Below are 22,958 nucleotides of genomic sequence, written 5' to 3' on the forward strand. Positions count from 1 at the left end.
GTCCTCCAGAAAGTGGTCACGCGGCATGCTCTGTGCACAAGCAACCAACCCCCTTCTCGATCCATTCCTGCCCGTCCCATTGCGGATACCGCGCGAGCATCACAGCCCGTACTTCGGCGGCGATCGTCTCCTCGCCGACGCCCGAATCACGCCGTACCCAGGTCTCGTCGCGCAGTAACCGCAGATAGTCCCGTACGTCGGCCAAACGCTCCGGCCCACCCACCTCGCCATGGCCGGGCACCACGATCCGCGGCTTCTCCGCCATCAGCCGCTCCATCACCGCCAGCCAGCGGGTACCCGACACATCGGTGTCGTGCGGTGGGAACCACGGGAAGATCGAGAACTGCCCTGCCTCGACGAGATCGCCGGTGAACATCACCCCGTCGCCAGGCACGGTGATGACCTGATCGCCCTTGCTATGAGCGCGGCCGGTCGCTCGCAACTCCACGACCCGGCCGCCGAGATCGAGGTCGTACCGAGTGTCGTAAACAAGATCCGGAGCGGCAGGCTGGACACCCTCGAGCCGCCGGGCCACCACTTCGTCGAGGCCCTTGAACATCTCGAGATAGCCAGGCCCTTTGGCGGCCAGATCCTCGGCCTGGGCTCGATTGACCAGGAAGGTCGCGGCGCCGGCGAACACCTGCGCACCGAACGCGTGCTCGGGATGGAAATGCGTCGTGGTCAGGTAGAGCCGCCGGCCCCGGGCGAACTCCGTCGCGAAAGCCAGCACCTTCTCCGCGTTGGTCAACCCGAGACCGGTGTCGATCACGAGCACCGACTCCGTGCCGCCGATCACCCCGATGTTGGGCACCAGCGGCAGCCGCCGATCCGGTATCACCACCAAGTCCCGGGCCAGTTCCTGCGCACCGCTGGGCTGTACTTCGGGTTCGGGCATCGTCATGCCGTCAGTCCATCCTGCAGAGTCGAGGACCGTCCAACACCGATTCCGCAGCTCCGATACCGAGCGGGTATCGTGCGACAGCGATGGACCTACGCCTGTTGCGCTACTTCGTGGCCGTAGCCGAAGAGCTCCACTTCGGCCGTGCCGCAGCGCGGTTGCACATGACCCAGCCGCCGCTGAGCAGAGCCATCAAGCAACTGGAAACCGATCTCGGCGCCCTGTTGCTGGTGCGATCTCCTGCCGGAGTGAGCCTCACTGCCGCAGGCAAGGCCCTGTACGACGAGGCGCGCACCCTGCTCGAGCAGGCCGACCAGGCGCGCGACCGAGTGACAGCAGTAGCCGGAGCAGCCGCGGTCACGATCGGGACCCTTGGCGACAGCGTCGAGCAGGCCGGTATCGAGTTCGCGGCCGCCTTCCGCGAACGCCATCCCGCAGTCAAGTTCCACATTCGCGAGGCAGACTTCACCGACCCCACCACGGGATTGCGGGCCGGCCTCGTGGACTTCGCCATCACCCGCGCCCCGTTCGACGACGACGGCATCACCACCCTCGTACTGCGCTCCGACCCGATCGGCGTCATCCTTCGCGCCGACGACCCGCTCGCGCAGTACGAGGCCTTGCGACTGACCGACCTGGCCGACCGCACCTGGTGTCAGCTCCCCGAAGGTACAGACGCGAGGTGGCGGGCGTACTGGAACGGAGGCTCGGAGCGCGACGGGTCTGTCGTACGAACCGTCCACGAGTGCCTACAAGCAATCATCTGGAACGGCAGCATCGGGCTTGCACCGGTCACGCACGCTCTGCCCGAAGGAGTCGCCGCGGTACCGCTGCTCGACATGCCCCCGAGCCACCTGGTCGCGGCCTGGAACAGCGACAGCCCGAGCCCGCTGATCCGCTCCTTCGCCCAAACCGCCGCCACCCTCTACAAAGGCTGAGGTCAGAGCGTCGGCTTGCCCGGCTGGTAGACCCAGGTCTGGAAGAACGCGCCGAGGTCGCGGTGGGTCAGTCGCTCGACGAAGCGGATGAAGGTCTGCGTCGAGACATTGCCGTGCCGGTACGTCGTCGGCCACTGCTTGAGCACCTGGAAGAAGGCGCGGTCGCCGATCTTCATACGCAGCGCCTGCAACGTCATCGCACCGCGGGAGTAGACCAGGTCGTCGAAGATCTGATCCCGTCCGGGGTCGGCCACCTTGCCGGTCCAGTCCTTCTCGTCGGCGTAGGCCTCCGCGAAGCTCTGTTTCACCGGGATGCCGTTGAACTTCTCCTGGTAGAGCCACTCCGAGTAGGTGGCGAAGCCTTCGTTGAGCCAGATATCCGACCAGTGCACCGGAGTGAGGCTGTCGCCGAACCACTGGTGGCCGAGTTCGTGGGCGAGCAGGTCACCGTCGACCTTGCTGGTGCGCTGGTCGTACACCGGTCGGCTCTGTGACTCCAGGGCGTAGTGGACGCCGAGGTCGGCGAGGATGCCGCCGGTCGAGTCGAACGGGTAGCGCCCGTACAACGACGACTCCCACTGGACGATCTGCGCCGTGGTCTTGTTGAAGACCTTGCCCTGACCGGCCTTGATATCGATCGACTTGCCGATGGCCGTGATGTTCGGGAGGCCGTCGGCCGTCACACCGCGGGTGAGGTTGTAGTTCCCGATCGCGATCATGGCCAGCTCGCTGGCCAGCGGCTTGTTCATGTGCCAGCGGAAGGTGGTCTGGTCACCATGCTTGGTGGTGGGCCCGGGTTCACCGTTGGCCAGCACGGTGAGTCCGGTTGGCACGGTGATGGTCTGGCTGTACGTCGCCTTGTCGTTGGTGGTGTCGTTCACCGGGTAGTAGGTCGCGGCGCCGATGGGCTGGTTGAGTGCGACCGCGCCGTCCTTGGTGGCGACCCAGCCGGAAAGGCCCAGTGCCGGGTCGTCGATCTTCTGCGGGACGCCTGCGTAGGTCACCGAGACGAGGAACGTGCTTCCCCGCCACAGGCCGTGCGGCGGGGTGATCACCAACTCCTGCGCACCGCTGCGGGTGAAGGACGCGGCCCGCCCGTTGACCGAGAGCTTGCTGATCTTCAGCGGTCCCTGGAAGTCCAGGTCGAAGCGGGAGAGATTCTGGGTGGCCTTGGCGAGGATCGTCGTGGTCGCGTTGATCGCCTTGGTCTTGGGGTTGAACGCGAGCCTGATGTCGTAGTGGCTGACGTCGTAGCCACCATTGCCCATGTCGGGGAAGTAAGGATCTCCGGCACCTGATGCACCGGGGGAAAACTGCGACGCTCGCCCTGGCGCGGCCTGCGCCGGCAGGTTCGTCGTGGCCACCAATCCCAGGGCCAATGCGCAGCTGATCAACAGGTAACCGCGGCGACGGGCGGCACGTCCCATTACTCCTCCTTGGCATTCCTCAACGACTGGCACGATCAGGCGATCCTAGTGCCCCGTGTCGGAAGTTCCGTTGCGCTACCGGCGCCCAGGCACGCACCTCACGGCAGCGGCGAAACGGCCACGATGCCAGAGCATCGAGGCCGCTCCGCCGCACCGCGATGCACGCACCTGACCACCGCTATCGCTAACGGAACTTCCGACACGGGGCCACTAGGGGACCGGGGGTAGGTCGGCGGCGAGCGTGATCTTCTCAGGCAAAGTGGGCCAGGCGGGCGAGGGTCGCGCGGACCCGGACGAGGTGATCCGCGGCGACGGCGGCAGGGTCCTCGCCGGCCAGGACCCGTTCGACCGAAGTGAGATGGACGGTCCTGTACGCCGCGACCGTCAGCGCCGCGGTGAGTCTCGGCTCGGGGACATCCGTCGCCTCCATCGCGGGCGTCATCGCCTGTTCGAGATGCTCCAGCCGCTCCCGGGCCCGTGACTGCAACGGCCGGGACGCCGCGACGAGCCGCCAGAACGGAGCGAACTCAGCCCGGATCGCCGACAGCGGATGCCCCTGCTCGGCGAGCGAGATCATCAGGTCGCTCACGGCAGTAACCGCCGAACTGCCGGCCGGACGGTCGGTGATCGCGCCGACCACCAGCGCCTCGGCCTCGGGATAGCGGTCGAAGACCAGGTCTTCTTTGCGGGGGAAGTGGGCGAACACTGTCGGCCGGGCCACGTCCGCCGCCTCGGCGACCTCGGAGACGGAGACCTCGTCGAAACCGCGCTCGAGGAACAGGGCGATCGCGACATCCGAGAGCCTGGTCCGGAGCTCGGTCTTCTTCCGCTCCCGCCGACCGTGCTGTGGTTGCTCGTTCACCGGCTCAGCATAGAGAACTCATACTCGGATAAAAAATATACTGAGTATGACTTGAGTGCTAGCCTGCTGATCATGCTTGCCACTGGGGTGAACTACGACACCGGGCTGTCGTGGCGCGGCGGTATCGGCTGGACGATCGTCGACCGGTTGGTGGACCCGCCGGCGATCAAGGGGGAGTTCGAGCGCGGCGAGGAGGCACTAGTGACCTATCTGAAGGAGCTGGTCGAGGATTTCGACCGGATCGAGCTGGCGGCGGCGTTGTGGTTCAGCTTCGCCGGGCTGGCGGAACTCAACGCGACCCAGATGGAGAACTGAGATGGAGTACAGCAGGCTCGGCGCGACCGGACTGCGGATCTCGCGGATCTGCCTGGGGATGATGAGTTTCGGCACTGGTGGTGCCCGGGAGTGGCACCTCGGTGAGGAGGCGGCCGAGCCGATCGTCCGGCAGGCGGTCGAGGCCGGAGTGACCTTCTTCGACACCGCCGATGCGTATTCCAAGGGTACTGGCGAGGAGCTCGCAGGCCGGATGCTGCGTAAGTTCTTCGCCCGTCGTGAGGACTATGTGCTGGCCACGAAGGTCTACTACCCGACCGGGCCCGGGCCGAACGATCGGGGCCTGTCTCGCAAGCACGTCCTTGACGCGATCGATGCGTCGCTTCGCCGGCTCGGCACGGAGTACGTCGATCTCTACCAGATCCATCGTTGGGACGACGAGACGCCGATCGAGGAGACGATGGAGGCGCTGGCGGACGTCGTACGGGCTGGTAAGGCTCGGTATCTCGGGGCGTCGAGCATGTGTGCCTGGCAGTTCGCGAAGGCGCAGCGGGTCGCCGCGGTTCCCTTCGTGTCGATGCAGAACCACTACAACCTGGTCTACCGCGAGGAGGAGCGCGAGATGATCCCGCTCTGCGTCGACCAGGGCGTCGGCGTGATCCCCTACAGCCCGCTTGCTCGCGGGTTGCTGGCGCGAGAAGCCGGTACTACGGCTCGCTCGGGCACCGATCCGGTCGCAGACGACATGTACGACGCGGGTGATCTCGAAGTCGTCGAAGCGGTCCGTGAGGTCGCGAAAGAGCGTGGCGTCGCGCCGGCCCAGATCGCCCTGGCTTGGCTGCTCGGTGCGGACGGGGTGAACGCGCCGATCGTCGGAGCCACCAAGATCCGCCACGTCGAGGATGCCGTCGCCGCGGTCGGGCTCACCCTCACGTCCGATGAACGGGCCCGCCTCGAAGCGCCGTACCGGCCGCACCGGGTGATCGCCTAACGTAGGGCAGGTGCGAGTAGCTACCTGGAACGTGAACTCAGTCAAGCAACGCATGCCTCGGCTGCTGGAGTGGCTCGACGAGAGACAGCCCGACGTGGTGTGTCTGCAGGAAACCAAGCTGGCCGATGATGCGTTCAGGAGCCTGCTGGACGCGGAGTTGACCGATCGCGGTTACGAGACGGCCCTGTACGGCGAAGTGCAGTGGAACGGCGTAGCGCTGCTCTCGAAGGTCGGCCTGGAGGATGTCGTCACCGGCATCGCAGGCGCGCCAGGCTTCCCGAATCCCGAGGCCCGCGCCGTCGCCGCGACCTGCGGCGGGATCCGGATCCATTCGCTGTACGTGCCGAACGGGCGAACGCCTGACTCGGATCACTACCAGTACAAACTCGCCTGGCTCGCCGCACTCAAGGACGTCGTCGCGGCTGGACCTGCCGAGGCGATCGTCTGCGGCGACATGAACATCGCGCCGGCCGATGCGGACGTGTTCGATCCGGCGGCGTACGTCGGGTCGACGCACGTCACCGTGCCGGAGCGGCAGGCGCTGACCGACTTGATGTCGACCGGGCTGCACGACGTCGTACGGGATCGCTGGCCGAACGAGCGCGTCTTCAGCTACTGGGACTACCGGGCCGGCATGTTCCATCAGGACCTCGGGATGCGGATCGACCTCATGCTGGCCTCGGATCCGGTGGCCGATCGGGTCAAGGCCGCGTGGGTGGATCGCAAGGCCCGCAAGGGCACCGGTCCGAGCGACCACGCGCCGGTGATCGTCGACCTGGACACCGCACCGGACGGCGACATCGGGCCGGTCGTGCCGCCGCCCTCGGCTCCGCGAGGCGGGCGCAAGCGCACGACGAAACTTCCGCAGAATCGTTGAGCTGTTAACCCTCCTGTGAGCACATACTGACGGGATGCCGAACCGAGTCCGCCGCGGGGCACTAGCCGCAGTAGCGCTGTTGACAGCGACCCTGATCGTCAGCGCCTGCAACAACTCCGACCCGACAACCGATGGTCTTCGTCAGGGTGACCCGGTCGCCTGGACGAAGGTCGGGCTTCCGGCCGGCGAGGAGCCGGTCACGCTGACGCCGAAGGGCGAAGAGCTGCTGATCGGGTTGCGGCACCGGGGTGCGAAAGTCGTTCCTGGCTTGACGATCCAATCCGCCGACGGCAAGTTGACGCCGATCCCGCTGAAGCCGAGCAGTGCGTATGCCTTCGAGGCGATCTGGCAGTCGGTGGCGATCGAGGGGACCACGATCCTCGGGCTGGCCGGCGCCGCCGGCGGCGCCCACTCGAACACTCGCTACACCGTCTGGACCGGCTCGACCGCGGGGCTGGTGGAGAAGCCGCAGGAGTTCAACACCTTCGGCGGTCAGACGGCCGGCAGTGTGATCGGCGCGGCGTTGACGCCGGCTGGTGGTGCGCTGCTCGGCACGTGGGGGAGCGAGGTCTCCGGGCTCGACGCGGCGGTCTGGTTGCCGCAGGGCGAGAAGTGGATCCGGCAGAAAGTCGCCGGTACTGCGTTGCAGAGCACGGCCAACCTCCTGGTCGGTCCCAGCTCCAGTGCTGTCTCGGGCAGTGGCATTGTCTTTGCTGGTTCGCAGGTGAAGCTCGGTCCGAACCTGGTCGAGCAGCATGCCGTCCTGTGGCGTTCGATCCAGCTGAACCAGGGCTGGTCGCGGTTCGAGCTACCTGACGCGGGCAACCGCAGCGAGGCTCGCACCATCAGCTGTACTGCGACCGTGTGCCTCGCCTCCGGGTACGTCGACGGCAAGCTCGCGATCTGGAAGGTCGAGGGCGATAAGGCCTCGCGGTACCAGGGCGTGCCGCAGTTCGCCGTCGGCGACAAGGACCAGGTGCCGTCGGCCGTCGAGTCGGACGGCAAGCTGATCCAGGTCGCCGCTGACGGTGGCAAGGTGAAGGTGCTGACCGGCGACGGCAGCCAGTGGACCGTCCGCGACGCGACCGGCCCAAGCGGTCAGGTCACGCAGACCGTCCAGGTCGGCAGCGCGCTCTACCTATTGTCGGGCCCTGTCGGCGGTCCGCTGACCTTGTGGAAGACAGACCTCACCGCTCTGCACTAGTTGCCGTCAGCAAGCAGTCCTTGGATGTAGGCGGCCTGGCCGGCGTGTTGCAGGTCGTCCGAGATGACACTGATTAGGCGTACGCCGAGGGTGACCGGCGGGTCCCAGCGCTTGTCGACGACACGGTCGAGGTCCTCGTCGGTCAGGGTCTTCAGGTACTCGAGCGATCTGGCGTGCACGGCGTCGTAGTACCCGGCGAGCTGGTCGGCCGATAGCTGCACTGTGGCGACCTGCTCCGCGGAATGCCCGTAACCGGTGTCGGAGGCGTCGAACGGCAGCCCGAGCCGGTCGTGCCAGCCGTCGGCCGTGTGCACCTGCTCATAGCCGCCGGCGTCGGCGAGGTGGTCGTCCTGGATCCGGGTCAGGTGCCAGACCAGCCAGGCGATCGAGTTACCGGTGCCCTCGGGCCGGGTGCTGAGAGTCTTGTCGTCCAGCCCGTCGACCACGTCGTGCACGACCTCCTGGATCCGGCCGTACGAATCGAGCAGCAGTTCGCTGGTGTTCACGTTTTTCCCCTTCGTCACGCGGTCGTCAGCCACGGTAGCGCGCGCTTCGGACAGTTCCCCGTACCCCGCGGGTGGGGGTTTAAGCTCGCAGTTGGCTCATATGTCCTGACCAAGGAGCAAGCTGTGGAATACCGCACTCTGGGCAACAGCGGCACCGTCGTGTCGACGTACGCACTCGGCACGATGACGTTCGGCAACGAGACCGACGAGGCGGGCGCGCATGAGCAGCTCGACCGGTACGTCGAGGTCGGCGGCACGCTGATCGATACGGCCGACGTCTACACCGCCGGTGCCTCCGAGGAGATCGTCGGCCACTGGCTGGCGAAGAGCTCCGCTCGCGACAACGTAGTACTGGCGACCAAGGGCCGGTTCTCGACCGGCGACGGACCGAACGACCTCGGTACTTCGCGTCGCCACCTGCGGCGTGCTCTCGACGCGTCCCTGACCCGGCTCGGTGTCGACCATGTCGACCTCTACCAACTGCACGCGTGGGACCCGATCACGCCGTTGCAGGAGACGCTCAGCTTCCTCGAGGACGCGATCCGGGACGGCAAGATCGCGTACGGCGGGTTGTCGAACTTCACCGGCTGGCAACTGCAGAAGGCCTGCGACCTGATCGACCGGCATGGTTGGTCGCCGCTGGTGACCCTGCAACCGCAGTACAACCTGCTGGTTCGCGAGATCGAGTGGGAGATCGTGCCGGCCTCGCTCGAGAACAAGCTCGGGCTGCTGCCGTGGTCGCCGCTGGGCGGTGGCTGGCTGACCGGCAAGTACTCGTTCGACGAGGAGCCGACGGGTGCGACCCGGCTCGGCGAGGACCCGAACCGTGGTGTCGAGTCGTGGCATCGGCGCAGCAAGAACCAGCGCGTTCGCGATGTCGTCGAGGCGGTCCGGACGATCGCCGAGGCACGTGGGATCTCGATGGCGCAGATCGCTCTCGCCTGGCTGGTGGACCGGCCGGCGATCACGTCGGTCATCCTCGGCGCGCGGACCATGACGCAGCTCGACGACAACCTCGCCGCGGCCGACCTGCACCTCACCGACGACGAGCGCACGACGTTGGACGAAGCAAGCGACCCGGGCGCCGCAGACTACCCGTACGGCGGCCCCGGCGTCGCTCAACGCGACCGCGCAATCGAGGGCTAGCCGAACAGCTTCGGCGGAGGACGGCGTACGGGCTAGGTCCTCGCCTGGCCACGCTGCCGGTGCTAGTTTCCGAAGACCGGCCAGGACCACCGAACGGAACGCCAGGTCGCTTCGGGCGCCGGCCAGTCAGCTTTCGAAGGAGCATGTCGTGTCTGTCAGGAGTACTCGCCGGATCCCGCTCGTAGCGGCGCTAGGTTCACTTGTTCTGCTGGGTGCCGCGGTGCCCGCGGTCGCGCTCGGCCATGACCGGAGCGCGCCGACGGCGACACCGATCAAGCATCTGGTCGTCATCTTCCAGGAGAACATTTCGTTCGATCACTACTTCGCTACCTACCCGACCGCGGCCAACCCGGCAGGGGAGCCGCGCTTCACCGCGGCACCCGGTACGCCGAGTGTGAACGGGCTCGACGCACCGCTGCTCGCTCCGAACAATCCCAACTCTGTCCAGCCGTTCCGGCTCGGCCGTGACCAGGCGCAGACCTGCGACCAGGACCACAGCTATACGAACGAGCAGAAGGCCGTGAACTCGGGCCTGATGGACAAGGTCGTCGAGACGGTCGGCCGCGGCGCCGGCACCTGCGCGGACTACGGGCACGGCATGGGCCTGGTGATGGGGTACTACGACGGCAACACGGTCACGGGCCTGTGGAACTACGCCCAGCGGTTCGCGATGAGCGACAACTCTTACGGCACGGTCTACGGCCCGTCGACGCCGGGCGCGATCAACCTGGTCAGCGGTCAGACGCACGGGTTCAGCACCGACGGCGACGCAGTACCGGCTGCCAGCGGCACCATGATCGGCGACCCGCAGCCGGCCGGGGACAAGTGCGACACCCGGGACAGCTCCGCGTCGGTGGACACCAAGAACAAGAACATCGGTGACCTGCTGAACGCGAAGGGCGTCAGCTGGGGCTGGTTCCAGGGCGGCTTCGCCGACTGCGCCGCCAGCCACGCCGACCTCGGTGGAGTGACGAGCAAGGACTACATCCCGCACCACGAGCCGTTCCAGTACTACGCGAGCACGGCCAACCCGCAGCACCTCCGCCCGGCCTCGGTCAAAGAGGTCGGCCACAACGGCCCGGCGAACCACCAGTACGACCTGACCGACTTCTGGGCCTCGGTGAACCACGGCAGGATGCCGGCGGTCAGCTACCTGAAGGCAGCCGCGTACCAGGACGGTCACGCCGGCTACTCGACGCCGCTCGACGAGCAGCGCTTCGTGGTCGACACCATCAACAAACTGCAGAAGTCCAAGGACTGGAAGAACACCGCCGTCGTCATCGCCTACGACGACAGCGACGGCTGGTACGACCACCAGGTCGGCCCGATCGTGAACCAGTCGAACGACCCGGCCCATGACGGCCTGACCGACGGCAAGACTTGCGGCACCAACCCGGCCCGGATCGCCGGCGGGTACCAGGACCGCTGCGGCTACGGCCCCCGGTTGCCCCTGCTCGTCGTTTCGCAGTACGCGAAGCAGAACTACGTCGACCACGCGACCACCGACCAGACCTCGGTGCTGCGATTCGTGGAAGACAACTGGAACACCGGCCGGATCGGCAACTACTCGTTCGACGAGAAGGCCGGCAGTCTGAACAACCTGTTCGACTTCGGGCACCGCTCCCACAACGCTCTCCAGCTGGACCCGGCGACGGGTCAGCCGACGAGGCACTGACCTTCGTACTCCGGTGGCGTCGGCGATGATCCGATGCCGCCGGGGCGAGGTCAGGAAGGGAGCAGGCCGGACCAGACGACGCCGAGCGCCAGACACGCGAGCGTGACAAGGCCGAACAGTCCCACCCACATCAATGCCGGTACGCCGGTCAGCCGCCGCAACTGATCCGCGTCGGAACTCCGCCCACCGCCGCCTCGCCGCGAGTGCTGCAACTCGAGCACCGCCCGGGGCGCCGAGAGCAGCAGGAACCACGTCAGCAGATGGGCGAACGCGGACTGCACATCCGTCGAACCCCACCAGGACACCGCGAACACCAAGGCGCCGAAGGCAACCACCGACCAGAGCCCGAACAGATTCCGGATCTGCAGCAGCAGGATCACCAGTGCGAGCAAGAGTCCCCACAGCAACGCAACGGCGTACCCGCGACTCAACACGAACGCGGCCGCCAGCCCGAACAACGCAGGTCCGGGGTACCCCGCGAGCAGGACCGCGATCATCCCCGGCCCGGTCGGCCGCCCACGCGACACGGTCACACCCGACGTATCCGAATGCAGCCGGATCCCGGCAAGCTTCCGCCCGACCAGCAGCGCGATCAGCCCATGCGCCCCCTCATGCGCGATAGTCACCACCTGCCGCGTCTGCCGCCATACGGGACGCCAAGCGATCAGCAACAACGCCACCACACCAGTAGCGATAACGACCTGCACCGAAACCTCAGGCTGCGCCGTGGTGATGTTGTCCCAAACCTCACTCATCACCCCATCCTTACAGGCCCCCCGTTCACTTCCCGCCCCGCCTGCCTTCGTGACCGGTGGGTCGCCGTACGGCGAGAGTTGGGTGACCGTTGTGCTCGGCCCCGTCGCCGAGCGCCGCCGTGACGTCAATCGAGAACGCGGTCCGGCCGGTGCCCGCGTGCTGAGTGCCTGCCGGCCAGCTCTCCGGGCCGGATGCGGAACTTGGTTGCACGAGAGACCGGGTGCCTGGGACTGTTGCCGACCATGAGGCTGCTTCTGATCATTGGACCCCCGGCTGTCGGCAAGATGACGGTGGGCCGGGAGATCGCCGCGCAGAGTGACTTCAGGTTGTTCCACAATCACCACACCATTGAGCCGCTGGCTGAGGTCTTCGGCTACGGCACCGCGCCGTTCAACGTCTTGAACCTCGAGTTCCGTCGGCGAGTGATAGAGGAAGCCGCACGCAACAGGGTGGATCTGATCTTCACCTTGGTCTGGGACCTGCGGGACCCAGCTGATACCGCCTACGTCGAACAGCTCGTCGCGCCGTTCGATGAGTCCGGTGGTGAGGTATGCGTACTCGAGCTGACCGCTGACCTTGAAACGCGCCTGGTGCGGAACCGGGGTGAAACCCGGCTGGCTGCCAAGCCGAGCAAGCAGAATGTGGAATGGTCTGATGGCAACGTCCGCAGTATGGAAGCCCATCAATTGACTACGGATCCGACCGGATCTACGCCGACTCCGGCCGACGGATTTCTCACCCGGCATCGGCATCTTCGCCTCGACACCCGAAATCTGACCGCCGCCGAGGTCGCCCCGATCGCACTTGACTGGCTTGGCCAAGAAGCAGACGAACTCGGGTAGCCGACGGCTGTTACCGGACGCTCCGCGTATTGAGGGCCGCGCAAATGGTGTGGTGCGAGATTTGGTACGTGTGCGACGGTCGGTACGTGCGCGACCAATCAACACCGTTCGTCGACGAGCCGGCTGCCGATCCGGCGCTGCTGAGGACGCTGGCGGCCGCTGGTCTGCCGGCAACCGGGCGTTTCCTTCCAAAGGCCGGCTGGGTCAGCCGCGTGTGGGTCGGCGACGAATACGTCGTACGCCTGAGCAACGGGCAGTTCCGCGACTCGTTTCGCCACGAGGCTTCAGTCGCCAACCTGCTCGCCGGCAGCGAGGTCCCACACGCCCGGCACCTCGCCCACGGCGACGGCCCGGACGGGCCGTGGTGTGTCACCGAACGCGTGCCCGGCCGGACCCTGTACGAGGCATGGCCGGCGGCGGACTCGCACACGCGCCAAGCAATGATCGAAAGCCTCGGCTTTGCGTTGCGCGCGCTTCACCGCGTTCCTGTCACGGCCGGCCTGCTGCCGCCCTGGCTGGCCGACGCGCTCGCCGGCAAGCCGTGGCCTGCGTTCCACCCACCCGTAGTGAGTGCGGCGCTCCAGCAGGTCGAGGCTGCCCGGCGACTGCCCGGTCATGACTCGCGCCTGCTCGCGGACGTCGCCGATTGGATCCAGGAGCGGCTGGCGTTGTTCGCCGCCGGCGAACCCGTCCTCGTCCATGGTGATTTACATGGATCCAACGTGATGGTCGACCAAGGACGCGTCACCGGTCTTATCGACTTCGCGGAGGCGTTGGCTCAGCCGGCGGATGTCGAGCTCGATACCATCCTGCGCTGGTGCGCGAAGGCGCGCGAGTACCCACCCACACCCGACGAACAAGGGCTCGACGAGACCACACTCACAGAGGTCCCCGGATGGCTGCACGGCGCGTATCCGGAGCTGTTCGAGCGCGAGCAGCTGCGCGAGCGGTTGCTCTTCTATGACATGTACGTGGAGCTCGCGCTCTGCGCGCACCACCCCCAGCCTGACATACGCCAAGCGGCGCAGGACCGCATCGTTCGCCTACTTTCCGGCCATAACCATCTAGATGGACTCGTCTGGTAGGTCGTCGTCGGAGGCCGCGGTACTTTTCAGCGGGCCGATTGGCGCCGCGGGGCTGCTCGGGAGAGAGTGTGTCTCGTGGAAAAGCTGGTGGCGATGGTGGCGGAGTTTCGGCTGTGAACGCGCGATTCGAGGAACTCGACTGGCAGCAGACACAGATGGGCGAGATCAGCCTGCGGCGGCGGCACGACCTGACGCTGGATGCGGAGGTCTACGAGGTCAAGCTCGGCGACGAATTCCTGATGTCGAGCTTCTTCACGGTTGCCGAGGTGGAGTTGGCGCGGCTGGGACTTGCCGCGGTGTCAGGTGCCGGTCTCGATGTCGTCGTGGGTGGCCTCGGGCTGGGGTACACGGCCCGGGCGGTCCTGCAGGACGCTCGCGTTGGCTCGCTGATTGTCGTGGAGGCCCTCGACGCGGTCATCGGCTGGCATCAGCGGGCGTTGCTTCCGTTGGCCACTGAGATCACCGGAGATCCTCGTAGCCGACTGGTGCAAGGTGACTTCTTCGCCCTGGCCGGCGCCGACCAAGGGTTCGATCGTGATCAGCCGGGCCGGCTCTTCCACGCCGTACTGCTCGACGTCGATCACACGCCACGCCACGTCCTTCACCCCAGCCACGCCGCCTTCTACACCCCAGACGGTTTGCGCCGGCTCGCCGCTCACCTGCGTCCCGGCGGCGTCTTCGCCTTGTGGTCGAACGACCCGCCCGACGCGGTGTTCGGCGAGGTTCTGTCCGAAGTCTTCGACAGCCAGGTCGCGCACGTGGTCACGTTCCCCAACCCGCTGCAGGACCACGAGGCCACCAACACCGTCTACGTGGCCCGCCGCGCCCCGGCGTAAAACCACCGGCATACAAAGCATCAGCTCCAGGGGATGTGGACGGTTACGCGTTCTCGGAGTTGTTCGCTGAGGAGCCATAGTTCGTTGGTGGCGGGCCAGTAGGAGAGGTTTTCGGTGTTCTTCGGGGCCTTGGTCCAGGAGGTGGTGGAGGTGCCTCCGACGCCTCGGTGGAGGCAGCTCGGGTAGTCGACGCCGTCGCCGATGTTGTCGGCGTACTCCGGGCAGACCCCCGTGATCACGAACTTGCCGTCGTACGAGACTGCGCCCTGCATTCCCCAGACGGGGGAGTCGAACGCCTCAACAGCTTGAACGACCCCACCCGCCGAGCGAGGAAGACCAAGCGACTCGTCCAAAGGCCAGCGGACGATTCGGCCGCCGCCTCGCTCCGTGTGCTCGGCCGCGACAAAGGACCCGGCTCCGGAGTGGTCGATCGCGAGGCTGGCGAAGCAGGGCTTGGTGCCGGTCGTGTTGGCGCATCCACCACCTGCGTACCAGTAGGCGCCGATCTGCGGCAGTGCAAACGCGTGCCAGAGCGCGTGATATTTGCCGTCGGCACCCAATCCGACCTCGCCGGTGGAGGTGTCGGTCCGCCAGATGTGGGAGAGGTCGAAGACCCGGAGTACCGAACCGCCGGTCGCGACCACGAGCTTGTTGCCGGACCAGAACATGCCGTGCCCGTGTCCGGCGATCGCGGCGAAGTTGCCGTTGGAGGTGGGCTCGACCAGCAGGACATGGCGGTACTTGTACGTCGTGAGGTCGAGGAACGAAACCCGGATCGCCGTGTCGTTGGCGTTGTGCCAAGTCGCCGCGACGACCCGACGCGCGCCACCAAGAGGCTGCGCGTCGCCCGAGCCGGTGACGCCCTGCGGGATCCAGACGTTCTCGTCGTCGTCCTCGCCGTCCTGCCAGCAGAACCCCTTCGGGTTGAGCGATGCAGTCAGGTACGTCGAGTGGCAGAGGTTGCGGCCGGTCCGGTTGGAAGCGGCCAGTACTTCGGTGACGCCGACCGGCGCCAGCCCGGGTTTCTGTTCCAAGGCGGCGATCCGGCCGGCGTACGTCGCGAACGTATCGCCCGAGACCAGTTGGAATCCCGACGCGTCAATGCGTGGGAAGGACGCAGCAGCGTGCGCCGTCGGTACTTGGCAGAGGCCGATCAGCAGCGCGGCCGTCAACAACAAACATCTGATCCGCATGGGGTCGATGGTTGTTCACCACCGAAGGGTTGGCCACCAGGACAACGGCGTGCCGAGCCGTTGACATCGCCTTGACCGCGACGGACGGTAGGGGGATCAGCGGCCCAGGGGTGAGGCTGCTTCTTTTGGGGGAGTCATGCCAGGAACACGCAAAACTGTCGCTAAACCAGTCGCCAAGAAGACAACAGCCAGAGCGAAGAAGGCCGCCACCCGGCTGGATGTCGAGCAAGCCGCAACCGTTCCGTTGCCGCAGTTCCTCGCCTCGGCCGGGACACTGACGCTCGGCCAGCGGAAGCTGCTCGTCGACCAGGCGCTGTTGCTGCTCGAGCAGAACTACGTCCATCTGCCGGAGAAGGTCGCGATGCACGCGGTGAATCCGCTGCAGCGCCTGCGCGTCATGCGAGCAAGGATGGAGCGCCAGACCGCGGAGACGATGGAGGCCGAGTGGATCTTCCACCGGGAGATGTCGAGCATCTTCCATTCGGTCCGCGACCTGCACACCAACTACCTGCTGCCGTCGCCGTTCGCGGGCAAGATCGCCTACCTGCCGTTCATGATCGAGAAGTGCTACGACACGACCGGCGAGCACTACCTCATCACCAGCATCGTCACCGGCTACAGCGCCCCACAGTTCGGCTCGGGCGTGGAGGTGACGCACTGGAACGGTACGCCGATCGCGCGCGCCGTAGCGCTGAACGGAGCCCAGTTCGCCGGCAGCAACGACGCCGCGAACCTGGCCCGCGGCCTCGAATCGCTGACGCTCCGCCCACTGGTGATCCAGTCGCCGCCGGACGAGGACTGGGTCACCTTGACCTATGTCGGCCTCGACGGTTCCGCCCAGGAGCTCCGTGAGCAATGGAAGGTGACGACCAACCTGCCGCCGATGACCGACCTGAACGCGATCACTCCGGCCTCGGCCGCGATGGGTCTCGACCTGGACTCGGACGAGAAGGCGCGGGCCAAGAAGTCGCTCTACGTTCGCGCGGTGGTCTCGCTCGAACAAGGTCAGACCTCCGCCGAGCTCACCAATCCGGTCGCGGTCGGCGGTGCCGACCTGGCGACCACGATGCCGGGCGTCTTCCGCGCCCGCGAAGTGGTCACCGCACACGGCACCTTCGGCCACCTGCGCATCTTCACCTTCAGCGTCACCGACCCGGTCGCGTTCCGGAACGAGTTCGTCCGGCTGACGTCCGTACTGCCGCAGAGCGGGCTGATCGTGGACGTCCGTGACAACGGCGGCGGGCACATCTTCGCCAGCGAGTTCACCCTCCAGACGATGACGCCGCGCCACATCTCACCGGAGCCGGTACAGTTCATCAGTACGCCGCTCAACCTGCGGCTGTGCCGGCGGCACAAGGACAACCCGGCCGGGATCGACCTCGGCCCGTGGTTCGACTCGCTCGACCTCGCCACCGAGACCGGGGCCACGTTCTCCGCCGCGAAACCGATCACGCCCGAGGACGGCGCGAACGACATCGGCCAGACGTACTACGGTCCGGTCGTCCTCGTCACCGACGCGCGGGTCTACTCCGCGACCGACATCTTCGCGGCCGGATTCGCCGATCACCAGATCGGCAAGATCCTCGGCGTCGACGACAATACCGGCGCGGGCGGTGCGAACGTGTGGACGCACGGCCTGCTCGCCACCTTGCTCAACGAGCCGCCGCCGGCCGACCCCACCTCGCCGTACGTCGCGCTCCCGAACGGGGCGAACATGCGGGTCGCGATCCGCCGGACGCTGCGGGTCGGTGAGCTGTCCGGTACGCCGGTCGAGGACCTCGGCGTACGGCCTGACGCCACCCACAAGATGACCCGGGCGGACCTGCTCGAAGGCAACAAGGACCTGCTCGACGCCGCCGGTGCGTTACTCGCGGCGATGCCGATCCGGAGCCTCGGAGTGACGACGTCACTCGCCGGTACGACGCTCACGGTCGAGCTGGACGTGGACGCCATCGATCGGGTCGATCTGTATCTGAACGACCGCCCGATCAGCTCGGAGGACCTGGGAGCAGCCCCGGTCGGTATCGACATCCTGGACGTCACCGCGGGCCAGCTACTCCGCGCCGACGGCTACTTCGAAGGTGCCCTCGTCGCCTCAAGACGCGTAACCGTCTGACCCCGACGACTACCTCGGCGCCGGCCGGCGATCAAGCACGCTAGTGTCTGCCCGTGAATCCGACACGGGGGCGGAAGCTGATCGTCGGCGGCGCGGCCTTGCTTGCCTTTGGCATCATCGCGACCGCCGCCGTCCGGTGGGACCGGCGCGATGTCGGACCGAGCGCGGCGAACGACCCGGCAGCAGCAGCGGCGTCGGCGGTCGCGAAGGCACGAGACGCACTGCCCAGTACTACGCCGTCGCCCGCTGAGCCGGCGACCGACGACGTCACCTCGGCTCCGCCGCAGCCCCCGGAACTCGCGAACAACCCCATCTACCGGGTTGGCAATTTGCCCGCCTCCCATTGCGCGCAACCCGAGCAGGAACCAACTTCGCTAGCCACCGTGCGAACCTTCTACACCGAGCTTCTCGGCTGCCTGAACAAGGCGTGGGCGCCCGCGATCCGCAAGGCCGGCTTCAAGTTCCAGCCACCCAAGCTGGTGGTGGTGAAGGGCAGATCACCGTCGTCTCCCTGTGACGTCGACGACGGGGACGCCTATTACTGCGGCGACACGATCTATGTCGACGCGACCGCGGACCTCGATGGCTGGACTTACGATCAAGGCAGGACGCTGGCCTACATGACCTTCCTGCTGGGGCACGAGTACGGGCATCATGTCCAGGCGCTGACGGGGATCCTCGCGGCGGAGTACAAGTGGGAACTACCTCTCAGCGGTGTCGATCTCGCCCTGCAAGGGAGTCGCCGGGTCGAACTCCAGGCCGACTGCCTGAGTGGAGTCCATCTCGGTGCGGTCCAGGACTCCTACCTGGTGGTGGATGAGGACTTGGAAGCCTGGCAGGCGATCGTCCGCAGTTTCGAGGACCCAGAGCGCGACCACGGCAACACCGAGAACGCGGGCAACTGGAGCATCGCGGGCTTCGACGCTGCCGACCCCAAGGCCTGCAACACCTTCACGGCCGCGCCGCCACTCGTCTCCTGACTCAGCGATCCTGACCGCCCTTCCCCTGACCGCCCTTCCCCTGACCGCCCTTCCCCTGACCGCCCTGCCCCTGGTCGAACTGCGTCTTCTGACGCGCCGCCTGATCGGGCAAAAGTGTGACTCTGTTCATATCATTCGCAATTATCACGATGTCGCGATAATTTGGAATAGTGCTTAGTGCGCAGGATCACAAGCCAAACCGAATGAGCGTTCTTGATTTCCGTCACACCTAGGCGTGACAGTGGAAACTCCAAAAGAACGAGCATTCGGTTTCTTCGAGGGGGTTGGGGATGACGCAGGTTCTCCAGAGGCCTGAGGCGCTGGAGGTGCCGCCCCGGGGGCGGCGTCACCTTCGGTCGAGGCGATCAAGGCGAACCTGCCCGAGCGTTGCGTTGGTGCCGTGCCCGCCCGATGCACCGCACGCGAAGGTTAGGCGGATCGCTCGCGAAGTACTTCTGCTGGCTGTCCTGTTCGGTGCCTACAACCTCGGTCGCTACCTCTCGATCGGTCACGCCGGCGAAGCGTTGGCGCACGCCCATACGCTGATCAACCTGCAGACGCAACTCGGTCTCCCGAGCGAGGCCTCCCTCCAGCACGCCGCCCTGAAACTTCCCGACCTGGCCCAGCTCGCCAACCGGTACTACGCGTACGTCCACTTTCCGTTGACCGCGATCGTGCTGCTGTGGTTGATGATCCGCCGACCGGCGCAGTACTCGAAGGCGCGGTGGGCGTTGGCGTCGCTGACCGGCCTGGCGCTGATCGGGCACCTCGTCTTCCCGTTGGCGCCACCGCGGATGATGCCGGGCTGGGTCGACACCGGCGTCCTGCTCGGCCAGTCCGTCTACGGACCGAATGCCGAGAGCGGCATCGCCAACCAGTTCGCCGCGATGCCGAGTCTGCATGTCGGCTGGGCACTGATGGTGGCCGTCTTCATGATCCGCGCCACCCGGTCCCGCTGGCGCTGGTGGTGGATCGGCCATCCGGTGCTCACCTTCACCGTGGTCGTGGTGACGGCGAACCACTACTGGTCGGACGGCCTGATAGCGATCGCGTTGGCCGTGCCGCTGTTGATCATCTTCCGGAGCGGACGGGTACGCCGGGACAGCGCACCCGCCCTGCTCAGAACGGACGGTCAGCAGTCAATCGGTCAGCAGTCCGCCGGGGTGCCGGTGGTGGCCAGCTCCTCGTCGGCGCGGACCAGGTAGGGCTCGCGTTCGAGCACCAGCCGGGCCGCGGCCGCGCCGATGTCGAACCAGAGTCCGACCAGCTCCAGCCGGCCTTCCTTCCCGGCCTGTTGAACGCAGTCGAAACTGCGCAGGTTCTCCAGTTGCACCGCCACGTTGGTGACGGACAACTTGTCCGCGGGCGAGAGTTTGACTCCGGTCACCGGGTCGATGATGTCCGGCACCACCGCGGACCGGCGGACGGAGGCTTCCAGGTGGCGAAGCCAGTTCTTCAGCGCGGAACCCTCGCCCGGTTGCTCGGCATCGAGCGCGGCATTGGTGGCGCCGCAGTGCGAGTGGCCGCAGACCACGATCGACGCGACGCCGAGCACCTCGACGGCGTACTCGATCGTCGCCGCGACCGACGCGCTGTTCGACCCGTACGGCGGAACGAGGTTGCCCACGTTCCGGACGCAGAACTGATCGCCTGGTCCGGTGGTGGTGATCATGTTCGGCACGATCCGCGAATCGGCGCAGGTGATGAACAGCTGGGTCGGGCGTTGGCCGTCCGCCGCGAGCTTCGCCATCATCGGCCGGATCGAGTCGGCCGACGCCTCGAACTCACGGATGCCGTCCAGCATCGAGATCCGTTGATCCGGCTCGAGCACCACCTGACTGTGCTGCCACGGGTGCAACCAGCGCGGCCGCGCCGAGTCGCTCTGCAGCGCTGCCCGGAACGCGGCCCGGTTGAGCTCGACCGAACCACCGCGGGCGAGGTGCCCCCGTCGCCAGTCCTCGATCGCCTCGTACGCCGCGTGGTCCAGGTGGTCGGCCTGGAGGTCGATCCGGACCGGAGTGCCGACCGGGATCGTGCGCAACGTGCGAATCAGGGACGCCACTCCGAGGAAGACCAGCGTGCCGCGGATCTGCACGGTCCACATGCCGTCCTGCTCGGTCGCGGTGACGGTAGCCCTGGCCAATCGGTAGAGCACGCGAGCGAGTGCGAGCGCCAGTCCGGCGAGCACCCCCTCGGCCAGACCGAGGACGGCCACCCCGGCAGCAGTGACGACGTACACGAGTAGCTCGTCGTGGCGTCTCAGCGTGCGGATGTGAGCCAGCTGGACGAGCCGCAGGCCGGTGACCAGCAGCACGCCGGCCAGCGCCGCCATCGGAATGAGCTCCAGCATCGCACCGGCCGCCAGCACGAACACCGCGATCCAGAAGCCGTGCAGGATCGCCGACGCCCGGGTGTGCGCCCCGGCCGCGACGTTCGTCGAACTGCGGACGATGACCCCGGTCACCGGCATCCCACCGAGGGCGCCGGAGACCGCGTTGGCCACGCCCTGGCCGACCAGCTCGCGATCGAGGTTGCTGCGTTTGCCGCGGTGGAGCTTGTCCACGGCAACAGCCGACAGTAACGACTCAACGCTCGCGACGAGAGCGACGGTCAGTACTGCGGTGGCGATCTCCAACGCGCCGCCCTTCGGCAGTACGGGGAAGACCAGCTCCTTCAGTGGCGCGTTCGGCAGGTCGACACGGGTGACGTCGACCATGAACACCGCGGCCAGTGCGGTGACCGTGACCACCGCGACCAATGGCGCTGGAATGATCCTTGCCTTAGGCAACTTCGGCCAGACCAGCAGGATCAGCACGGTCACCACGCCGACCAGCACCGAGCCGGGGCGATGAGTCATCAGCTGCTCAGGAAGCCCGGCCACGTTGGCGATCAGAGAACTCTGCGCACGGCCGCCGAGCACGACGTGCAACTGCTGGACGGCGATGGTGACGCCGATGCCCGCGAGCATGCCGTGGACCACGGCGGGGGACAGGGAGAGTGCGAGCCGGCCGATCCGGGTGACACCGAGCAGGATCTGCACGACACCGGCAGCGCAGGTGATGGCCGCGGTGGCGGCCCAGCCGAACTGGGCGACCAGTCCGGCGACGACAACGGTGAGGCCGGCGGCAGGACCGCTGACCTGCAAGGGGGATCCGCCGAGTGCGCCGGCGACGATCCCACCTACGACGGCCGCTACCAGCCCGGCGATCAGCGGGGCCCCGGAGGCGGCTGCGATCCCTAATGAGAGCGGGACCGCGATCAGGAAGACCACCAGAGAGGCTGGTAGGTCATGACGGAGGATGACGCTCCACGAGACGCGCTCGGGCGGCTGCCCGGGCGTGACAGGTGCAGCGGGCGGGGAATGTGAGGGAGATTCGGAAGTAGTCATGGTCGGCACGGGTCCTCCGGCGTCGGTGCTAACGGCATCTGAACGTCGAAACAAAGAGTGTCGATCTAGTCACTCATAGTACTGGCCCGATCAAGACCGCACGACTGCCAATTCCAACTCGTTGCCTACCGCCCCTTGATGGTTGCCCGATCCACCCGGTGCCCCGGGCCGGAAGTTCCGTTGCGTTACCGCCACTGCAGGCACGCCCCCTGACCACCGCTATCGCCAACGGAACTTCCGATCCGTGTCATTGGTGTCCTGTTTCTGAAGTTCGCTGGATAAGTTGGTCTCGGGTGTTTTGTCCTGTGCCGCATTGGCGGTAGCGGCTTCGGCTGCGTGGCAGTAGTCCTTCGCCCGCCGGGATCGGGTGGGAGTTCGTTCGCCGTCGGGGCACCGGGGTCTGGTGGGGTTGGTCAAGTGCGCGGAGTGTGATTGGGCGGGTCGGCTGGCTCCGAGGCTGTGTGTGTCTGGGATGCTCGCTGTTGCCTGCGGTGTGGGCGTCTTTGTGCATCGGCTGAGTGTTCCGGGCCGATCGCGTGCTCAGGGCGTGCACAAGGGCGCGGAACGCCCGCACTTGGGGCGTCGGGGTTGGCTGCCATCGGTGCGGCCTCAGACACCTTCCGGGGAGCGGGGGGCCGGGGAAGGCCTCGTCCCCCGCGCCCGGCATGGTGTCAGACTTATCCAGCGAACTTCAGAAGCAGGACATTAGCTGAACAGCACCCGGCGGGCGTGGTCGGTGTCGAGGTATTCGCGGACGGCGACGATCAGGCCGTCGCGAACGGTGAAAACGCCCCCGCATCGGTTGTCATAAGCCGCACCGGACCGGGCTGTCGCCTGCGCGGTCCACTCCGCGAACACGCGATCGCCGTCGGCCAGGATGCTGGTCAGTTGAATGACAACCGGCTTGTCAGCCGCGAAGAGGCTGCCCGCGGCTGCGCCGAGAAAGTCGTTGATCACAGTGTCGC

At 66.7% G+C, this 22,958-nt stretch carries 21 protein-coding genes; 13 read left to right on the forward strand and 8 right to left on the reverse strand.

Annotation, left to right across the window (positions count from 1 at the left end; translation table 11 throughout):
* Nucleotides 1-16 precede the first annotated feature (16 nt).
* Nucleotides 17-901 (reverse strand): MBL fold metallo-hydrolase, encoded by an 885-nt coding sequence (locus tag F1D05_RS32765; protein ID WP_185444206.1) that lies wholly within the window; start codon nucleotides 899-901, stop codon nucleotides 17-19.
* Between the two features lie 83 nt (nucleotides 902-984).
* Between F1D05_RS32765 and F1D05_RS32770 the strand changes: the two genes are divergently transcribed.
* Nucleotides 985-1,836 carry a LysR family transcriptional regulator gene (locus F1D05_RS32770; RefSeq protein ID WP_185444207.1) on the forward strand — a complete coding sequence of 284 codons (852 nt, stop codon included), beginning with the start codon at nucleotides 985-987 and terminating at the stop codon, nucleotides 1,834-1,836.
* Between the two features lie 2 nt (nucleotides 1,837-1,838).
* Here the strand turns inward: F1D05_RS32770 and F1D05_RS32775 are convergent, their stop codons facing one another.
* Nucleotides 1,839-3,263, reverse strand: coding sequence for a M1 family metallopeptidase (locus F1D05_RS32775; protein ID WP_206685926.1), 1,425 nt, complete (start codon nucleotides 3,261-3,263; stop codon nucleotides 1,839-1,841).
* Between the two features lie 250 nt (nucleotides 3,264-3,513).
* Entirely contained in the window at nucleotides 3,514-4,125 is a 612-nt protein-coding gene (locus F1D05_RS32780; RefSeq protein WP_185444208.1) for a TetR/AcrR family transcriptional regulator, read from the reverse strand.
* A 72-nt stretch (nucleotides 4,126-4,197) separates the two neighbouring features.
* On the opposite strand from F1D05_RS32780, the gene F1D05_RS32785 reads away from it, so the two are divergent.
* From F1D05_RS32785 to F1D05_RS32800, 4 genes are read left to right on the forward strand one after another with little or no spacing between them, the layout of a single operon-like run.
* Nucleotides 4,198-4,440, forward strand: a complete 243-nt coding sequence (locus tag F1D05_RS32785; protein WP_185444209.1) for a hypothetical protein — start codon at nucleotides 4,198-4,200, stop codon at nucleotides 4,438-4,440.
* A 1-nt stretch (nucleotide 4,441) separates the two neighbouring features.
* Nucleotides 4,442-5,389 carry an aldo/keto reductase gene (locus F1D05_RS32790; RefSeq protein WP_185444210.1) on the forward strand — a complete coding sequence of 316 codons (948 nt, stop codon included), beginning with the start codon at nucleotides 4,442-4,444 and terminating at the stop codon, nucleotides 5,387-5,389.
* A gap of 10 nt (nucleotides 5,390-5,399) precedes the next feature.
* Nucleotides 5,400-6,266: an exodeoxyribonuclease III gene (locus F1D05_RS32795; protein ID WP_185444211.1), complete on the forward strand. Its 867-nt coding sequence runs from the start codon at nucleotides 5,400-5,402 to the stop codon at nucleotides 6,264-6,266.
* Nucleotides 6,267-6,300: 34 nt separating this feature from the next.
* Nucleotides 6,301-7,470 carry a hypothetical protein gene (locus F1D05_RS32800; RefSeq protein WP_185444212.1) on the forward strand — a complete coding sequence of 390 codons (1,170 nt, stop codon included), beginning with the start codon at nucleotides 6,301-6,303 and terminating at the stop codon, nucleotides 7,468-7,470.
* Here F1D05_RS32800 and F1D05_RS32805 read toward each other — a convergent pair.
* Nucleotides 7,467-7,976 carry a mycothiol transferase gene (locus tag F1D05_RS32805; protein WP_185449680.1) on the reverse strand — a complete coding sequence of 170 codons (510 nt, stop codon included), beginning with the start codon at nucleotides 7,974-7,976 and terminating at the stop codon, nucleotides 7,467-7,469. The genes F1D05_RS32800 and F1D05_RS32805 overlap by 4 nt on opposite strands.
* Nucleotides 7,977-8,099: 123 nt before the next feature.
* On the opposite strand from F1D05_RS32805, the gene F1D05_RS32810 reads away from it, so the two are divergent.
* Complete coding sequence (locus F1D05_RS32810) at nucleotides 8,100-9,122, forward strand: aldo/keto reductase (RefSeq protein ID WP_185444213.1); 1,023 nt, start codon at nucleotides 8,100-8,102, stop codon at nucleotides 9,120-9,122.
* A gap of 148 nt (nucleotides 9,123-9,270) precedes the next feature.
* The gene (locus F1D05_RS32815) at nucleotides 9,271-10,797 is read left to right on the forward strand and encodes a phospholipase C (protein WP_185444214.1); all 1,527 of its coding nucleotides are present in this window, start codon (nucleotides 9,271-9,273) and stop codon (nucleotides 10,795-10,797) included.
* A 50-nt stretch (nucleotides 10,798-10,847) separates the two neighbouring features.
* Here F1D05_RS32815 and F1D05_RS32820 read toward each other — a convergent pair whose 3' ends face one another.
* Nucleotides 10,848-11,552 carry a M50 family metallopeptidase gene (locus F1D05_RS32820; protein ID WP_185444215.1) on the reverse strand — a complete coding sequence of 235 codons (705 nt, stop codon included), beginning with the start codon at nucleotides 11,550-11,552 and terminating at the stop codon, nucleotides 10,848-10,850.
* Nucleotides 11,553-11,795: 243 nt separating this feature from the next.
* Between F1D05_RS32820 and F1D05_RS32825 the strand changes: the two genes are divergently transcribed.
* The 3 genes from F1D05_RS32825 to F1D05_RS32835 all read left to right on the forward strand — a co-directional run bounded on the left by F1D05_RS32825 (nucleotide 11,796) and on the right by F1D05_RS32835 (nucleotide 14,316).
* Entirely contained in the window at nucleotides 11,796-12,395 is a 600-nt protein-coding gene (locus tag F1D05_RS32825) for an AAA family ATPase (RefSeq protein WP_185444216.1), read from the forward strand.
* 86 nt (nucleotides 12,396-12,481) lie between these two features.
* A complete protein-coding gene (locus tag F1D05_RS32830) occupies nucleotides 12,482-13,480 on the forward strand; it encodes a phosphotransferase family protein (RefSeq protein ID WP_246486159.1) in 999 nt (332 codons plus the stop codon).
* A 113-nt stretch (nucleotides 13,481-13,593) separates the two neighbouring features.
* A complete protein-coding gene (locus F1D05_RS32835) occupies nucleotides 13,594-14,316 on the forward strand; it encodes a spermidine synthase (protein ID WP_185444217.1) in 723 nt (240 codons plus the stop codon).
* A 20-nt stretch (nucleotides 14,317-14,336) separates the two neighbouring features.
* Here F1D05_RS32835 and F1D05_RS32840 read toward each other — a convergent pair whose 3' ends face one another.
* Nucleotides 14,337-15,509: a hypothetical protein gene (locus F1D05_RS32840; RefSeq protein ID WP_185444218.1), complete on the reverse strand. Its 1,173-nt coding sequence runs from the start codon at nucleotides 15,507-15,509 to the stop codon at nucleotides 14,337-14,339.
* A 136-nt stretch (nucleotides 15,510-15,645) separates the two neighbouring features.
* Here F1D05_RS32840 and F1D05_RS32845 point away from each other — a divergent pair, with 136 nt between their 5' ends.
* The 3 genes from F1D05_RS32845 (at nucleotide 15,646) to F1D05_RS32855 (ending at nucleotide 19,810) form a co-directional block, all read left to right on the forward strand.
* On the forward strand, nucleotides 15,646-17,625 hold the full coding sequence (locus F1D05_RS32845) for a S41 family peptidase (protein WP_185444219.1): 1,980 nt from the start codon (nucleotides 15,646-15,648) through the stop codon (nucleotides 17,623-17,625).
* A 53-nt stretch (nucleotides 17,626-17,678) separates the two neighbouring features.
* Nucleotides 17,679-18,605, forward strand: coding sequence for a neutral zinc metallopeptidase (locus tag F1D05_RS32850; protein WP_185444220.1), 927 nt, complete (start codon nucleotides 17,679-17,681; stop codon nucleotides 18,603-18,605).
* Between the two features lie 395 nt (nucleotides 18,606-19,000).
* A complete protein-coding gene (locus F1D05_RS32855) occupies nucleotides 19,001-19,810 on the forward strand; it encodes a phosphatase PAP2 family protein (RefSeq protein WP_246486160.1) in 810 nt (269 codons plus the stop codon).
* Here the strand turns inward: F1D05_RS32855 and F1D05_RS32860 are convergent.
* Nucleotides 19,753-21,993, reverse strand: coding sequence for a bifunctional SulP family inorganic anion transporter/carbonic anhydrase (locus F1D05_RS32860; protein ID WP_281388822.1), 2,241 nt, complete (start codon nucleotides 21,991-21,993; stop codon nucleotides 19,753-19,755). The two genes, F1D05_RS32855 and F1D05_RS32860, sit on opposite strands and share 58 nt — an antisense overlap.
* A gap of 705 nt (nucleotides 21,994-22,698) precedes the next feature.
* Nucleotides 22,699-22,950 (reverse strand): nuclear transport factor 2 family protein, encoded by a 252-nt coding sequence (locus tag F1D05_RS39225; protein WP_206685927.1) that lies wholly within the window; start codon nucleotides 22,948-22,950, stop codon nucleotides 22,699-22,701.
* Between the last annotated feature and the right edge of the window lie 8 nt (nucleotides 22,951-22,958).

The sequence above is a fragment of the Kribbella qitaiheensis genome, from assembly GCF_014217565.1.
In the GTDB taxonomy this organism is placed as follows: Bacteria; Actinomycetota; Actinomycetes; order Propionibacteriales; family Kribbellaceae; genus Kribbella; species Kribbella qitaiheensis_A.